A 16,182-nucleotide genomic window follows, 5' to 3' on the forward strand; every position below is an offset into this window, starting at 1 on the left:
GCCAACTTACATTGATTCGCAAGAAATGCCGCATATTCGCGGATTATCGCGGGAATGTGGCGGCATCGAACACGCCGTTGAGGCGTTGGCGGCAAAAAGCCCGGCGCGAGCCGGGCTTCTTGTTCTGAGGGTAGTCACAATGCCCTCGCAATTCGGAAGCACTTACAGAGGCGTTGCCGCAGCTGCCACGGGAGCCGGAACCGCATCCGGCATTCCGTAAAGCTCGAACTCGGCAACGGAGACCGCGTTGGTGCCGGTGAATTCCAGCCGGTATCGGCTATAGGATACTGGTGTTTTGAGAGCGAAGGGCCGAGTTTGCTGGCGCCACTGGAAAGTCTGCTCATCTCGCTTGTCGAGCGCGACCCAGTTGGTGCCGTCATTTGAACCTTTCAACGTCCAGCCCGTCGGATCTTGGCCGGCCGCGCTCGTTGATGTGACGGTATACAGCGATACGGTATCGATGGAGGGCGAGCTCTTCTTGCCAGCCTCAATCCAGCCCGCGGATCCGGCGGGGCTGTCCCATTTCGTGCTTGACGTCCTGTCGAACACGTTTGCCTTGGCCGCATCCGTGCTTGCCGTCACATTATAATTCCCAATCGGCAACAGGGACTTCAGAGGTGTCGGTTTCTTGTCACCCTGCGTGATGGAGGTCGGAACGTCATTCACCCCCGTGCCCCACTGGGATGGATTCGGGCCCATCTCGAAATCGAGGGTTGCGCCTTCCGCCAGTTCGGAGTGCAGCAAGTAATTGCGCGTCAAGGCCGTTCCGTTCAGTTTCACGCTCTGCACATAGCGGTTGCTGCTGCTTACATTAGGCGCATTGATAACCAGCTTCTTAAGCTCGCCCTTGATGTTCTTTAATTGCACGGTCATCTTGGGGAAGTATGGCGCGCCGATCGCATATTCCGGGCGCCCCATGCTGACGGGATAAAAGCCCATGGCGCTCAAAACATACCAGGCCGATTGTTCGCCGTTATCCTCATCGCCAATATAGCCGTGCCCGTTGCTGACACCGTCCGCGCCAAAGCCGGTAAAATACAGCTTGTCCATTACATCGCGCAGATATTTTTGTCCGCTCGACGGGGACCCGGCATAATTATACATGTAAATGGAGTGATGTACCGGCTGGTTGGAGTGCTGGTATTCCCCGACATTGGCCAAGTCGTCGACCATCTTGGCCTCGTAGACTTCGTGTATCCCTCCGTAGCTGCCGCCATCAAGACCCGCACGCGTGGTGAAGAAGGTATCGAGTTTATCCTTAAGCTTCTGCCGTCCGCCATAGAGGTTGGCCAGACCCTGACCATCCTGTGGTGCGAGGAATGCATAGGACCAGGCGTTGCCTTCCGTAAAGCCGTTGCCCCAGCTTTGCGGCGTGCCCGAAGTGAACATCAGGCCGCCGGTTGAATTCTTGGCGCGGAAGAAACCTCCAGCCCACGCGCCCGTCGAGGTATTGTCAAAAAGGTTAGGATAACTGATGGCACTATTCATAAAGTAGGCGTAGTCGTCGCCCTTGTTCATTGCCTTCGCCATTTGCGCCAGGCCGAAATCGTTCAAATACCCCTCAAGCGACCATGATACAGATTCGCTGCTTAGGATCGAATAGCCGTAGAATGGCGTGTTGGCCATGCCCTTGCGTCCGCGATCGTTGTTGCTGCTGAAGGTCGATGCGTTGCGGACAATCGAATTATAGGCGGCATCGATATCGAAATTGCGTATGCCCTTCATATAAGCGTCCGCGATGATGATGTCGGAGCTTGTCCCCACCATGGAGTCCGCGTAGCCGGGATTGGACCAGCGCGTGGTCCAGCCACCATCCTTGAAGCCGTTGACGAAACCGTCAATCATCTCGCCTGCCTGGTTTGGGACGAGCAAGGCATAAAGTGGCCATGTGGTCCGGTAGGTATCCCAGAACCCATTGTTTACCCAGATCTTCCCCTTCTTGATCTTGTCGGTCGTGGTGTAGGGGCTGACATAAGTTGGCACGGGGTTGCCGTTTTCTATGACATTTTCCCAGGCGGAATTGGGATAAAGAAAGCTTCGGTACAGGTTGGAGTAAAGGATGATCTTCTGGTCGTCTGTCGCACCTTCGACGCGGACGGCATTGAGCTTTTCGTTCCAGGCCGCCAAAGCCAGGGCCAGTACATCGTCAAAGCTCTTGGCGGCGATTTCCTGTTCGAGATTGCTCTGTGCCTGCTCCACGCTGATGAACGAGGTGGCCATCTTCATGCCGACCACCTTGACGCCTGCGGGCGTATCGAATTGTACCCACGACCTCACATCCCCCGGCGAGATATCCTGCTGGAAATTTGTAATCTTGTTGTCGAACTTGATGAAGAAGTACATTTTGGGAGTGTAAGCGTTGGAACCGTGATTGGCATAGCCCGATGCCGTACCCTGCGCCTGATCGACTTTCAGCGAACCGAGCCCTTCAAACGTATCGAAAGCGATTGTGGTTTTTGCCATGGTGTCGGGCGCTGTGAACCGGAAATACGCGGCGTGATCCGTGGGCGTGATTTCCGTCTTGATTTTGTTTTCGAAGGTCACGCTGTAGTAATGCGCCATCGCAACTTCGTTTTTGCGGTCGAATAGTTCGCCGTTATCATTCGGAAGCCGAACGCCCTCGTTCCTGACTGGCATGATTTTCAGGGCCTGACGGTTGCCGTTCCACTTGCTCGCCTCATGCGTTACAGCAAATGCCCGCATGTATTTTGAGTTGGGGTCATAAAAAGAGCTGTTATCGGTAGAACTGACTGGCGACCACATATTGAAGCCGAACGGCACTGCAGTGGCAGGAAAATTGTTGCCGCGCGAGACGTTGCTGGCGCCGAAATGGCGCTCGGAGAGTGAGCCGCGTGTGGTATTGACGAATGCCGCCAGACCGGTACCGGTGAGTTCCGTGACCTTGCGGCCAAGCGTGGCGGTCACTTTGGAATACCCGGCCAATTTATCCTGAAGTGGTTTCGTATCCGCCTTGAGTGCTGTGGATAATCCTGTGATTTGACCGTCAATCTCCATCACCTGGCCAGAGGTTGCATCGGCCTGCAGTTCACCGATCGATTTGAGAATTGCACCGCCCTTGGCGAGCGTTGCAGCAACCTCCGCCTGTTTCGCGGCAAGGTCCTTTTCCAAGGTTGCAAGCTCCTGAACCGCCGCGTCATACGCGGCCGCATCCTCAGTCGACAACTTCGTTCGATCGACCTTCGTTGTGCGGGCCCTCGATTCAGATGCGCGATCGGCGATCGCGGCCAACGCCGCCACATTCGGCTGGTACTTTGTCAGTTCTGCTTGAAGATCCGCGATATGCGGCTGCATTGTTTCGAGCTTCAGGCTCTTTGCGGTCTGGTCGAGTGAGGCCAGAGCTGTCTGAAGCTTGACGATCTTGGTGTCGTCGGCCGTGTGGACGCTTTCCAAGGTCGCGATCTTGGTATTGGCTGTGGAAACCTTCTTCTCGATCTCCTCGTATCTCGCCTTCAACTGATCGATCGCGGCCGAGAGATCTGGGGTCGTTGCACTGGTGCCTACCTTTGCAAGGAGCGCGGTCATACTGGAGTTTGCCTCCTGACGCTGCTTTTCAAGTTCAGCGATCTCGCTCTTAAGCTGGCCGATCATGGCGCTTACAGCAGCGTCCTGCGCATTATTTCCGGCTTCCAGCTCGTTAGTGCGCTTCACCAGCGTTTCAACCGCAGTGTTTGCTGCGGTATCGGCGGTTTTCAACGCTGCCACCTGATCACCGAGCAAGGTATTGGCACTATTGAGCGCCTGAACCTCGGCCGTGAGCGCAGACACGCGGCCGTTGGCCTCCTCGATCTTGGCGTTGAAGGTCCCCTGCGGATCAGTGTTGTCGCTCGTTCTGTCGTCGCCGTTGTTGCAGCCAGCGAGCATCGTGCACCCAAGAAGGGCGGTGATAAATGTCTTTTTCAAATGACTTTCCTCCAATGAATTCAACAATGAATCCTGCTGAAATAACTTGGAGGGCAAGGGTCCGAAATACGGGCCCGGTTCGATTGCCCCTCCCAGTAGCAATTCAACCGATTGAATAGGCGTGATAGTCCTATTCTCCTCGGCTCTCAATTGACCGAAAGTCTAACCCTGCAACAAAAAAGCCCGGCACGATGGCCGGGCTTTTCCGTGGGTTTCGTAGAAGGCGTCAGGCAGACTTCTTCTTGCCGTCCTCGTCGATTTCTTCGAAATCGGCGTCGACGACATCGTCGTCGGCCTTGGCCGTTGCCTCGGCGCCTGCTGCGCCTTCAGCGGTTTCAGCAGCCTGCGAAGCTTCGTACATCGCCTGGCCAAGCTTCATAGAAGCTTCGGCAAGAGTCTGGGTCTTTGCCTTGATGACGTCGGCGTCATCGCCTTCGATTGCAGACTTCAGGTCGGCAAGCGCGGTCTCGATGGCGCCCTTGTCCTCAGCCGAAACCTTGTCGCCATAGTCCTTCAGCGACTTTTCGGTCGAATGGACCAGAGCTTCCGCCTGGTTCTTCGCCTCCACAGCCTCACGACGCTTCTTGTCGCTCTCGGCATTGGCTTCGGCGTCCTTCACCATCTTCTCGATGTCGGCGTCGGAGAGACCACCGGATGCCTGGATGCGGATCTGGTGCTCCTTGCCGGTGCCCTTGTCCTTGGCCGAAACATTGACGATACCGTTAGCGTCGATGTCGAACGTGACCTCGATCTGCGGAACGCCGCGCGGCGCTGGCGGAATGCCGACGAGATCGAACTGTCCGAGCGCCTTGTTGTCGGCGGCCATTTCGCGCTCGCCCTGGAAGACACGGATCGTCACGGCGGACTGATTGTCCTCGGCCGTGGAGAAAGTCTGCGACTTCTTCGTCGGGATCGTCGTGTTGCGCTCGATCAGACGGGTGAAGACACCGCCCAGCGTTTCGATGCCGAGCGAAAGCGGCGTGACGTCGAGCAGGAGCACGTCCTTGACGTCCCCCTGGAGAACACCGGCCTGAATGGCGGCGCCCATTGCGACCACTTCGTCCGGATTGACGCCCTTGTGGGGTTCCTTGCCGAAGAAGGCTTTGACGATTTCCTGGATCTTCGGCATGCGGGTCATGCCGCCGACGAGAACCACTTCATCGATCTCACCAGCCTTGAGGCCGGCATCCTTGAGCGCGGACTTGCAGGGCTCGACCGTGCGCTGGACCAGATCGTCGACGAGGCTTTCGAACTTGGCGCGCGACAGCTTCATCGTCAGATGCTTCGGACCCGTCGCATCGGCGGTGATGAACGGCAGGTTGATTTCCGTCTGCTGTGCCGACGAAAGTTCGATCTTCGCCTTTTCAGCGGCTTCCTTGAGGCGCTGCAGCGCGAGCTTGTCGTTCTTCAGGTCGATGCCCTGTTCCTTCTTGAACTCGGCTGCGAAATATTCGACCAGACGCATGTCGAAGTCTTCACCGCCAAGGAACGTATCGCCATTGGTCGACTTCACTTCGAAGACGCCGTCGCCGATCTCGAGAATCGACACGTCGAACGTGCCGCCGCCAAGATCGTATACGGCAATCGTCTTGCCTTCCTTCTTGTCAAGCCCGTAGGCGAGAGCGGCCGCAGTCGGCTCGTTGATGATGCGCAGGACTTCGAGACCGGCGATCTTGCCAGCATCCTTGGTCGCCTGACGCTGGGCATCGTTGAAGTAGGCCGGAACCGTGATGACGGCTTTCTCGACCTTCTCGCCGAGATAGGCTTCGGCGGTTTCCTTCATCTTCTGCAGGACCATCGCGGAAATCTGTGACGGCGAATATTTCTTGCCGTGGACTTCAACCCAGGCATCGCCATTGTCGCCCTTCACAATGTGATAGGGGACGAGCTTCTTGTCCTTCTCGACGGTCGGATCGTCGAAGCGGCGGCCGATGAGGCGCTTGACCGCAAAGACGGTGCCTTCAGGATTGGTGACAGCCTGGCGCTTGGCCGGCTGGCCAACGAGGCGTTCGTCGCTATCCGTAAATGCAACGATGGATGGCGTCGTGCGTGCGCCTTCCGCATTTTCAATGACCTTCGCGTTCTTGCCATCCATGACGGCGACGCAGGAATTGGTCGTTCCCAAATCAATACCGATAACTTTTGCCATTACTTCATCTCCATTCAGCAGGCTGCTGGGACCTCTGCCGAGCATTCCATTCAGCAGCCCCTAGGGGGTTTCAACAATAGGGGACCGCCGAGGCGAGCGGTACTTACATTGTTGGGGGCTATATAAGAAGGGTAAATTTGCCATGCAAGTTCTAAGCTACAGCATTTGTCGGGGGAATTGTTGCAAAAGAGTCGTAAAAACCGGGTCTGGGGCGCTCTATTGCCCAAATCCGGCGATGACCCCATATTTCGAGGATGACCGAAAGCGCGCTCCACCCCCATATTCCCGAGCATCGCCGCAGCCAATTGATCAACATGCTGCACACCTGGCTGCTGCTCGCAGGCAGCCTTGCGCTCCTAATCGCCTGTGCCTGGACCCTGGCAGGCCCGGCAGGCATTGCCTATGCCCTCGTCTTCGGCGGCATCAGCCTTTATGCGATCAAGCGCATCAGCCCGCAAATGGTGCTTGCCATGTACAAGGCGCGGCCCGTCACCCGTTCGGAATTTCCGCAAGGTTTGGCAATCGTCGAGGAACTCGCCCGCCGGGCCGAACTTGCAGCCGTGCCGAAGCTCCACGTCATTCCCTCGAGGATGATGAACGCCTTTGCCGTGGGCTCCAGAGAAACGGCGGTCGTCGCTGTTACCGATCAGTTGGTCAGGACCCTGACCGCGCGCGAACTTACCGGCGTTCTCGCCCACGAAATAAGCCATATCCGCAATGAAGATTTGCGGGTCATGGCGCTTGCCGACACGGTCTCCCGCTTCACGTCGCTGATGTCGACGATCGGCATTGTCTCGCTGCTTTTCAATATTACTTGGCTCGCCAGCGGATCAACGCCGCAGATACCCTGGCTTGGGGTTCTGGTGCTGCTGGTGGCTCCGACGGTCGGCGGCCTCCTGCAAATGGCGCTTTCGCGTACCCGCGAGTTTAATGCCGATCTCGGTGCCGCCATGCTCACCGGCGATCCTGAAGGCCTCGCCCATGCGCTGACGAAGCTCGAAAAGGCGCAAGGCAAGGTTTGGGAAAGCCTGATCCTGCCGGGCGGGCGCATACCCGATCCTTCGGTCCTGCGCACGCACCCGCTGACCGAAGCGCGGGTGGCGCGGTTGCAGGCCTTGAAGGATGCCTGCGCGGTTGTGGCGCGGGGCGAAAAGATGCGGGACGACATTCTCATCAAACTGGCGCTTGAGCCGCAGGAGCATATTCGCACCCGCCCGCGATCAGTCCCGCAGATTGGCCAGCAATATGGCCGCTGGAACTCCAACAACCTTGAGATCCTGTCACTCATCAATACGCAGGCGACGCATCCGGTTGTCGCCGACAAGGATGCCGACTGCGAGGCCTGCGCTGCAAGCCTTTATACCCCCGACGGCGATCCGCGAGTCCATGTCACCCGCGGCGGTGTCTATTGGTAGGTCAGGCACTTTCCCTAAAATAACTTCTGATTTTGCCTAAAAAACATTCAGACCGCGACTTTGGTTGAATTGTCATCACATATTTCATCTGCTGAATTCACCCATTCATAGGGGAATTCAAATGAACTTAAAAATACTTTACCTTTTTCCACTTTTAGGCCTCGCTGCATGCGACAGTTCCGACAACCCGGCCCCGGCAAGTGCGGCGCCCGCCGTCGAAGTTTCCTCGGCGGGCACCTTTGAAGCAGCAGCTTTGCCAGAAACCACTCAAGCCGTGACGCCGCAAACACCGGTAGCGGTGGCGCCGGAAACGACTGTAGAGGTGGTGCCTGAAGTCACCGAACCGGTGCAGCCGGTTCCCCCGGCCGTAACTGTCGATCCCGGCGCCGCCGCTCGGGCGGAGGCCGCAGAATTGATGAAGGCGGGCAAGCCCTACGAGGCTGTGAGCGTTCTGAAAGAAGCGGGGCTTGATGAAGAAGCCTATGCGCTGATTGCTCCGGCGGACTATGCATTCCACCAAGAAGACCATCCTGCGACTGCGACCGCTCCGGTCGACGAAACCCCGTCATCGATGCGTCATTCTATGACGATCAATGGCAAGACCGTCTGGTTTACCGCCAAAGCCGGTCATTTTATCGCCTATGCGCCGAAAGACCCAAAAAGCCCTGACAAGAAAGACGCGAAAGCGGCGATTTTCTATATGTCCTATACGCGGGACGATCTGCCTCCTGAAAACCGTCCCGTCACTTTTCTCTTCAACGGTGGGCCCGGTTCTTCCTCTGTGTACTTGCATACTGCTTCATGGGCCCCGCAACGCCTTAAAATAGACACGCCCAATATTCCAAAACTTGCCAAGGACTTGAAATTTCCGCTTCTCGACAATTCAGAGACACTGCTCGACCAGACGGATCTTGTCTTTGTCGATCCTGTCGGCACGGGGCTATCCAAAGCAATCGCGCCGCACAAGAATGAAGAATTCTACGTCGCCGACACGGACGCAGCTATAGTTAGGGACTTTGTAGCACGCTACGTCAACACGAACAGCCGGCAGAGTTCGCCCAAGTATCTGTACGGCGAATCCTGGGGCGGTTCGCGCATCGCCTTTGCCAGCGCGCTCATGGAAGACGCTGGCATCAGTATTTACGAGCCTGATCCTTCCGGCAGACCGACAAAGGTGCTCACGGGCCTGGTCTTCAACTCGCCGCTTCTGAACGGGAGTTCATGCTACCTGTTCAATTTGTCCGGTGGTTGCTATCTAACCTTACCAACCAGTGCCTTTACGGTCGATTATTTGCTGGGTCCAGCGAAGAGCTGGCGCGGCAACCGCACCCTGGAAGAATATGCCGACTATCTGCGCAAATTCTCCGAGGAACGCTTCGCGCCTACATATGTGAAGTACAACGAAAAGGTTCAAGAACCTGGAACTGGAGGAAAGAGCGGCAAGCCGCTGGCCTACAAGCCAAAGACGCCTGAGGTAATTGCTTTGGTGGAGTCAACACTGACCGAACTGCGGAATATTTTTGGCGATCCTTCGATGACGGCAGATGAAGCGTTCACGAAGTATGGCGATATATCCATCAAAGTACCTGGGTTCGGCGGCGGGGTCTACGACACGCGCTTGAAAGCGGATGACTATGACGTAAACGAATTTGACAAGAAGATATTCGGCGACCACATCAGTTCGAGATTGCCGACATATCTCAATTATTTTACAGATGGTAAATACCTCATAAATTGTGGCTGTAAATTTAACCTGAACCGCGACCCGGGCGGCGTGGTCGAAATAACACATGCACTCGGGCGCGACCCCAAATTGAAGATGCTGGTGCTTCATGGCTACTACGACATGTCGACGCCTTTTTTTGGTAGCGAGACAACGTTGAAACAGGCCAAGCTCGACAAAATCATACCCGTGAAACTATTCGAGGGTGGCCACATGACGTACTATACGGAGGCGGCGCGGGGACCGATGAAGAAAGCGCTGGACGCGTTCTACATGGCGCAACCAGCAACGACCGTTGCCTCACAAAATTAGAACGCGGGCCCAAGCTGCAAGCAGAGATGAAAACCGGCGGCGAGACCGCCGGTTTTTATTGAAAGTCGCCAAATCTCAAACCGTTTCCCAGGCCCCGCTCTTATCCGCGCGGTAGATCGCATCGATGAGCTTCTGGTTGCGCACCGAATCCTCCAGCGTGAAGATTTGGGCCTTCTCACCCTTGGCGGCGCGGGCGAAGGCCTCGACCTCCAGGCGGTAGTGGTTCACATCGCTGAAGTTGAACTCGGTCGCGCTGCTATGGTTGGCATTATGCAGCGTGATCTTGGCATGATCGTATTTGCCGGTGTTGAACGGCGCCAGGACCTCGATAAACCCCTTGTCGCCGTGGAATACGATCGACTGGCGGGCGGCTAGTTGCGTGGCGACGTAGAACGCAAGTTCGAACCCGTCAAAATCCGCCCGGACACTCGCAAAGCGATCGGTGCCGAATTCGGGATCGCGCTCGACGCTTGCGGCGACCCGCAACGGCTCTTTGCCGGTAACGAAGCGTGTCGCGACCGTCGGATAGACGCCGATATCGGGCAGGGCGCCGCCGCCGAGCGACACCTGATTGCGCATATTGTTGGCGTCCTTGTTGAAATAGGTGAATGCTGCCTGCACCTGGCGCAGCGTACCGATGGCGCCGTCGGCGACAAGCTCCCGCACCTTCAGCCATTGCGGATGATAGGTGACCATGAAGGCCTCCGAAATCAAAACGGCATTCTTGTCGCGCGCGGACAGCAGCGCATCGATTTCACCGGCATTGAGCGAAATGGGCTTCTCACACAGGACGTGCTTGCCGGCCTCGGCGGCTTTCAGCGACCATTCGACGTGCTGGGACGTCGGCAGCGGGATATAAACGCCGTCGATTTCGCTGGACGCGAGCATATCCTCATAGGAGCCGAATGCATGCGGCGCACCGAAACGATCGGCAACCGCGCGCGCCCTCGCAAGGTCGCGGCTGGCAATCCCGGCGAGGACACCGTTTTCCGCGTCGCAGATTGCCGGAATGACGGCTGTCACTCCGATCTTGGCAGTTGATAAAACACCCCAGCGGAACATGACGGCTTCTCCTGTTTCGGCGAATGGAAGCACTGCTCTAGGTCGTAAAGCGGAAGAAATCAATGAAGGCGCGCAGCGCCGGGCGCATTTGCCGGCGGCTCGGATAGTAAAGATAGACGCCCGGAAATGGCGCGCACCAATCTTCAAGGACGCGGCGCAGCCGACCGTCGGCAATCGCATCCTGCGCCATATGCTGGAGGAGAAAAGCGAGCCCGGCACCGCCAAGAGCGGCGGCGATAACCAGGCCGTCATCGCCAAGGATCAATGGGCCGTTCACATCGATGACGATCTCCTCTCCATCCTTTTCAAACTCCCAGCGATAGACCTGACCGCTTGCAAAGCGACGGCGGATACAGCGATGCGCGGCAAGATCGCGGGGATGCAACGGCAGCGGATGCGCATCGAGGTAGGCGGGCGCGCCGACGATATTGGCATGGATCGGACCGCTCAGCGGTACGGCGATCATGTCGGGCTCGAGGCTTTCGCCAAGGCGCATACCGGCATCAAGTCCGGCGGCGACGATATCATTGAAGGGTTCCTCGGCCCTGAGTTCCAGCGTGACACCGGGATAGGCCGCGCTGAAGGCGGCGAGCCGCGGCGCAAGCAGCCAGTGGGCGGCGAAGGGCGGAACACTGAGGCGCAAATTGCCGGCAACGCGATTATTCGCTTCCTTGACCGCATCGAACGCGAGGTCGATCTCGCCGAGCGCCGGGCGCAGCCGCTTCAACAGCAGCGCGCCTTCCTCGGTGACGGTGACGCTGCGCGTGGTGCGAGCCAGCAACCTGACGCCCAGGGCCTGTTCGAGACTGGAGATAGCATGGCTTACTGCGGATGGCGCTATGCCGAGTTCCTTGGCGGCACCGCGAAAACCGCCGCAAGCGGCGACGCTGGCGAAAACGGCAAGTTGCGGCAGGCGGGATCGTTCCATTGATCTACCATATCGAACAAGCTGTGCCACCGACAAGGAATTATCGAACACTCCCACAGGCCTTATCTTCGACTCACCACACGAGGCAAGGAGATCAGTGATGGAAAAACGCAAACTTGGAACGGAACTCAACGTCTCGGCCGTCGGTCTCGGCTGCATGGGCATGAGCTTCGCCTATGGCGGGCAGGAGGAAGCCGATGCAATCCGCACGCTGCAGCACGCAGTCGATATCGGCGTCACCTTCTTCGACACGGCGGAAGTCTACGGTCCGTTCGAGAACGAGATTCTGGTCGGCAAGGCGCTGAAGGACCGCAGGGACAAGGTGGTGATCGCCACGAAATTCGGCTTCAAGATTTCAGACGAAGGTGTGGGCGCAGCGCGCATGGCCGGCGTCGACAGCCGGCCGGAGCACGTGAAAGCAGTCGCGGAGGCCTCGCTCGGACGCCTTGGCATTGAGCAGATCGATCTCTTTTACCAGCACCGCGTTGATCCGAACGTCCCGATCGAAGATACGGTGGGCGCAATGGCCGACCTCGTAAAACAAGGCAAGGTCAAGGCGCTTGGCCTTTCGGAAGCGAGCGCCGCCACGATCCGCCGTGCGCACAAGGTGCACCCCATCGCCGCTGTACAAAGCGAATATTCCCTGTGGAGCCGCGATCCCGAGGACGAGGTTCTTGCCGTGTGCAAGGAGTTGGGCATCGGCTTCGTTCCCTATAGCCCGCTCGGGCGTGGCCTTCTGACCGGCACGATCAGCAAGCCCGACGAACTCGGAACGGATGACTGGCGGCGGACACTGCCGCGCTTCCAGGCCGAGAACATGGATGCCAATGCGGTGCTGATTGCCACGCTGAAGGGCCTTGCTGGCGACAAGGGTGTCACCCCGGCGCAGCTCGCGCTTGCCTGGGTGCTGCACCAGGGCGATTTCATCGTACCGATCCCGGGCGCACGCAAGATCAAGCACCTCGAGGAGAATGCCGCCGCGGCTGATATCGAATTGTCCACGGCGGACCTTGCGAAGATCGGGGATGCGCTCTCTCCCAACCGCGTTGCCGGCAAGCGCTATACCGAGGCGGCTCTCGCCCTCGTCAACGGCTGATTGCAACCGCAGGGCGTTTCCGACAGGGCGCCCTGCCATTCCTTCCAGAGGCTTGACAGACTGCCGACCCCCGGTGCCTATACCTGACCGCCGTTCGCCACTTTTAAAAATGCGTCGGCGGTTGTATATCGCGCAGGATCGATTTGTCTCAACAAGCCGCGCCGTTGGCTAATCTATAATGGCGCTCAACTGGAACATCATGGAAAAAGCAACGAAAAAGTCGCTTAGGCGCTGGGGTATCGGATTGGTTGTGCTGGCAATTATCGCCTGGTTCGTACCATATCTGGTGATCTTCTATCTGATCTGCGGCATCTATGATTTGTCGCGCAACAAGAATCTCAACTTGCAGGTGATCGAACAGTATTTCTTCGGCAACGGCATTTTCACCTGGGTTCTTTCGCCGCTGAATATCATTCTCGACCTTCTCTCGCTCCCTTATATCAACAAGGGTGTTTACCGCCTGCAGGACCTGCCTTCCGATTATCAGGCCGAGGTCAAGCGCCTGATTACGGCGACTCAGAAGGAGAATATCGTTGGCCAGTTGCAGCAGCGCGCCGAGCAGCAATCGCGCAGCATGTTCTTCTTCAAATGGTACGGCAAGGATCAGCCAAGCTTCGCCAACGTGCCTTCGTTCTACGAGAAGTACAACTTTGTGAAGACGATCGGGGTTTCGGTCTTCAACAAGAAGAATTCGACGTCGAAGCACTTCGGGCCGATGCGCGCAACGATCCGCGTCCTCTACAATATCAACGACATGAATGACCGCTCGGCCTATATCTGGTGCGGCGACACCACCAGTTACTGGAAGGACGACAAGCTCTTCATCTTCGATGATACGCTGATGCACCAGTCAGTGAACCAGACCGACCAGACGCGCTATTGCCTCTTCGTCGATATCCTGCGCCCGTCCTACGTACCGGGATTCTTCGCCGCCGTCGTCGCCTTCATGGGCGTCGTGCTCAAGGGCAGCAATTCGGTATTCTACAAGAACTGGAAGGTCATTCAGAAGTAAGGCAAGGTTCGCCTGTGCTTCTCCTTCGCCTAATAGACTCTGCCATTATCCTCGGGCTCTTGTCCCGAGGACCCAGGCGGATCGCAAATGACCCGCGATAGCAGTGAAACGACGTGGTCCGGGGAGGGGGGTTATCCCCTCAATACGCCCCCGGTCTGCTTGGCGACATTCTCGACAATCCGCTTCGAAAGCGCCTCTAGATCCTCGTCGTTCAGCGTGCGCTCCTGCGGCTGGATCGCCACCTCGATCGCCACGGACTTCTTGTCTGCGCCCAGCGACGCACCTTCGAACACGTCGAAGACCTGAACGCCTGTCACCAGCTTCTTGTCGCCGTTGAGAGCGGCCTTGACGATTGCGCCAGCTTCAACGCCCTTGTCGACGATGAACGCAAAGTCGCGGCGAAGCGCCTGGAAATCGGATAGGTTAAGCGCGGGCTTGGTACGCGTCGCCTTCAGCTTCGGCTCCGGGATAGCGTCGATGAAAACCTCGAAGCCACAGAGCGTGCCGCCGACATCGAGCGTTTCCAGCGTCTTCGGATGGAACTCGCCAAAGGTGCCGAGCACCAGTTTGGGACCAAGCTTGATCACCCCCGAACGTCCGGGATGGTACCAACCGGGAGCACCGGATTCGATCTGCAGCTTGTCCACCGGCGCGCCGCAAGCCTCGAGCACGGCGAGCGCATCGGCCTTGGCGTCGAAAACGCCAACGGGCGCGGCATTGCCGGACCAATGGCGGCCTGAGCCGTCGAGACGGGCGGTGCCACGGCGAACCCCAGCGGCAACGCGCCGCTGCGCTTCCGGTGTGTCGCCCTCATAGGTTCCAGAAACCTCGAACAGGGCAAGATCGCTAAAGCCGCGATCGGCATTGCGCTGGGCGGCAGCAAGCAGGCCGGGCAGCAGGGAGGGGCGCATGTCCGACATATCGGAAGCGATCGGATTGGCGAGTTTCAATTCCGGCTGGCCGCCACCAAATGCCTTGGCGGCCGTTTCGGAAATGAACGACCAGGTGACAGCTTCCATCATGCCCCGCGTTGCCAATGCCCGGCGGGCGTGGCGGGTGCGGATCTGCAGGGTTGTCAGGATCTTGCCGTTGACCGTCGCATGGCTCGGCAGCGCTTGCGGTTCGATGAGGTCGACGCCGTGAATACGCATGACCTCCTCGACGAGATCGGCCTTGCCGTCGATATCGGGACGCCAGGAGGGCACGATCACGTCCACAGCCTCGCCCGTGCCTTGTGGCACGAAACCCAGGCGCCAAAGGATGTCGAGGCTGGTTGCGGCAGGCACCTCGATGCCGGTCAGGCGCTTGACGTCCGATAGCGGGAAGCGGACCACCTTCGGCGTGTGGCCTTCATAGCCGACGACCTTCGCCTCCGACGGTGTTCCGCCGCAGAAATCGAGCACAAGCTGCGTCGCCAGTTCCAGCCCCGGAATCATGAACTCCGGATCGACACCGCGCTCGAAGCGGTAACGTGCATCGGTGATGATGCCTAGATTGCGGCCGGTACGAGCGATGTTCATCGCATCCCACAGGGCCGATTCAATCACCACATTGGTGGTGTTTTCGTCGCAGCCGGAATGTTCGCCGCCCATGATGCCGCCGATCGACTCGACCCCATCGGCATCGGCGATGACGACATTGTCCGGGCCGAGCTTATACTCCTTGCCGTTGAGGCCGAGGATTTCCTCGCCTGCCCTGGCATGGCGAACAGTAAGATCGCCCTTCACCTTGTCGGCGTCGAACACGTGCAGGGGCCGGCCGCGGTCGAAGGTCAGGTAGTTGGTAATATCGACAAGCGCATTGATCGGCCGCAGGCCAATGGCGATCAGCCGCTGCTGCAGCCATTGCGGGCTATGGCCGTTCTTGACGCCCTTGACCGTGCGCCAGGCGAAACCCGGGCAGAGGTGGCGGTCAAGATCGAGCGAAACGCCAACCTGTGGCTCGCCCGTTCCCTTCACCGGCGCTATCGCCTGTTGCCTGAGCTTGCCGATCCCGGCGGCAGCCAGGTCGCGCGCGATGCCATAAACACTGGTGCAATCCGGACGGTTGGGCGTCAGATTGATCTCGATGACAGGATCGTCAAGCCCGGCATAGGCGGCAAAGCTGGTGCCCACGGGCGCATCTTCCGGCAGGTCAATAATGCCATTGTGCTCGTCAGACATCTGCAATTCGCGTTCCGAACACATCATGCCATGGCTCTCGACACCGCGAATCTTGCCGACCGACAGCGTAATATCAATGCCCGGGACATAGGTGCCGGGCGACGCAAACGCGCCGATCAAGCCGGCGCGCGCATTGGGTGCGCCGCAGACAACCTGTAGCGGTTTGCCGTCACCCGTGTCGACGGTCAGAACCTGCAATTTGTCGGCGTCGGGATGGCGGGCCGCAGTCAGCACCTTGGCAATGACGAAGGGCTTCAAGGCCGCCTTGTCGTCGAGCGATTCCACTTCGAGCCCGATCATCGTCAGGGTCTCGACAATCTTGTCGAGCGGCGCATCGGTTTCGAGGTGGTCTTTTAGCCAGGAGAGTGTGAATTTCATGATTTCACTCGTTTTCAGATTTTA

9 protein-coding genes are annotated in these 16,182 nt (G+C 58.1%); 4 read left to right on the plus strand and 5 right to left on the minus strand.

The annotated features are described in order from the left end of the window. Positions 1-162 precede the first annotated feature (162 nt). Entirely contained in the window at positions 163-3,921 is a 3,759-nt protein-coding gene (locus tag BLR72_RS08585) for a GH92 family glycosyl hydrolase (protein ID WP_091947348.1), read from the minus strand. A gap of 226 nt (positions 3,922-4,147) precedes the next feature. Further along, positions 4,148-6,070, minus strand: a complete 1,923-nt coding sequence (gene dnaK, locus BLR72_RS08590) for a molecular chaperone DnaK (RefSeq protein WP_091947351.1) — start codon at positions 6,068-6,070, stop codon at positions 4,148-4,150. Positions 6,071-6,324: 254 nt separating this feature from the next. Between dnaK and BLR72_RS08595 the strand changes: the two genes are divergently transcribed. Beyond that, a complete protein-coding gene (locus BLR72_RS08595; protein ID WP_091947354.1) occupies positions 6,325-7,485 on the plus strand; it encodes a zinc metalloprotease HtpX in 1,161 nt (386 codons plus the stop codon). A 121-nt stretch (positions 7,486-7,606) separates the two neighbouring features. Beyond that, complete coding sequence (locus BLR72_RS08600) at positions 7,607-9,520, plus strand: S10 family serine carboxypeptidase-like protein (RefSeq protein WP_091947357.1); 1,914 nt, start codon at positions 7,607-7,609, stop codon at positions 9,518-9,520. Between the two features lie 75 nt (positions 9,521-9,595). Here the strand turns inward: BLR72_RS08600 and BLR72_RS08605 are convergent, their stop codons facing one another. After that, the gene (locus BLR72_RS08605) at positions 9,596-10,582 is read right to left on the minus strand and encodes a Gfo/Idh/MocA family protein (protein WP_091947360.1); all 987 of its coding nucleotides are present in this window, start codon (positions 10,580-10,582) and stop codon (positions 9,596-9,598) included. A gap of 37 nt (positions 10,583-10,619) precedes the next feature. After that, positions 10,620-11,510 carry a LysR family transcriptional regulator gene (locus BLR72_RS08610; protein ID WP_091947363.1) on the minus strand — a complete coding sequence of 297 codons (891 nt, stop codon included), beginning with the start codon at positions 11,508-11,510 and terminating at the stop codon, positions 10,620-10,622. A gap of 100 nt (positions 11,511-11,610) precedes the next feature. On the opposite strand from BLR72_RS08610, the gene BLR72_RS08615 reads away from it, so the two are divergent. Further along, positions 11,611-12,606 carry an aldo/keto reductase gene (locus BLR72_RS08615; RefSeq protein WP_027230880.1) on the plus strand — a complete coding sequence of 332 codons (996 nt, stop codon included), beginning with the start codon at positions 11,611-11,613 and terminating at the stop codon, positions 12,604-12,606. Between the two features lie 199 nt (positions 12,607-12,805). Then, complete coding sequence (locus BLR72_RS08620; RefSeq protein ID WP_027230881.1) at positions 12,806-13,618, plus strand: aspartyl/asparaginyl beta-hydroxylase domain-containing protein; 813 nt, start codon at positions 12,806-12,808, stop codon at positions 13,616-13,618. Between the two features lie 131 nt (positions 13,619-13,749). Here BLR72_RS08620 and pheT read toward each other — a convergent pair whose 3' ends face one another. Continuing rightward, positions 13,750-16,158, minus strand: coding sequence for a phenylalanine--tRNA ligase subunit beta (pheT, locus tag BLR72_RS08625; protein WP_091947366.1), 2,409 nt, complete (start codon positions 16,156-16,158; stop codon positions 13,750-13,752). Positions 16,159-16,182 lie beyond the last annotated feature (24 nt).

Source organism: Phyllobacterium sp. YR620 (assembly GCF_900104165.1).
GTDB classification, from domain to species: Bacteria; Pseudomonadota; Alphaproteobacteria; order Rhizobiales; family Rhizobiaceae; genus Phyllobacterium; species Phyllobacterium pellucidum.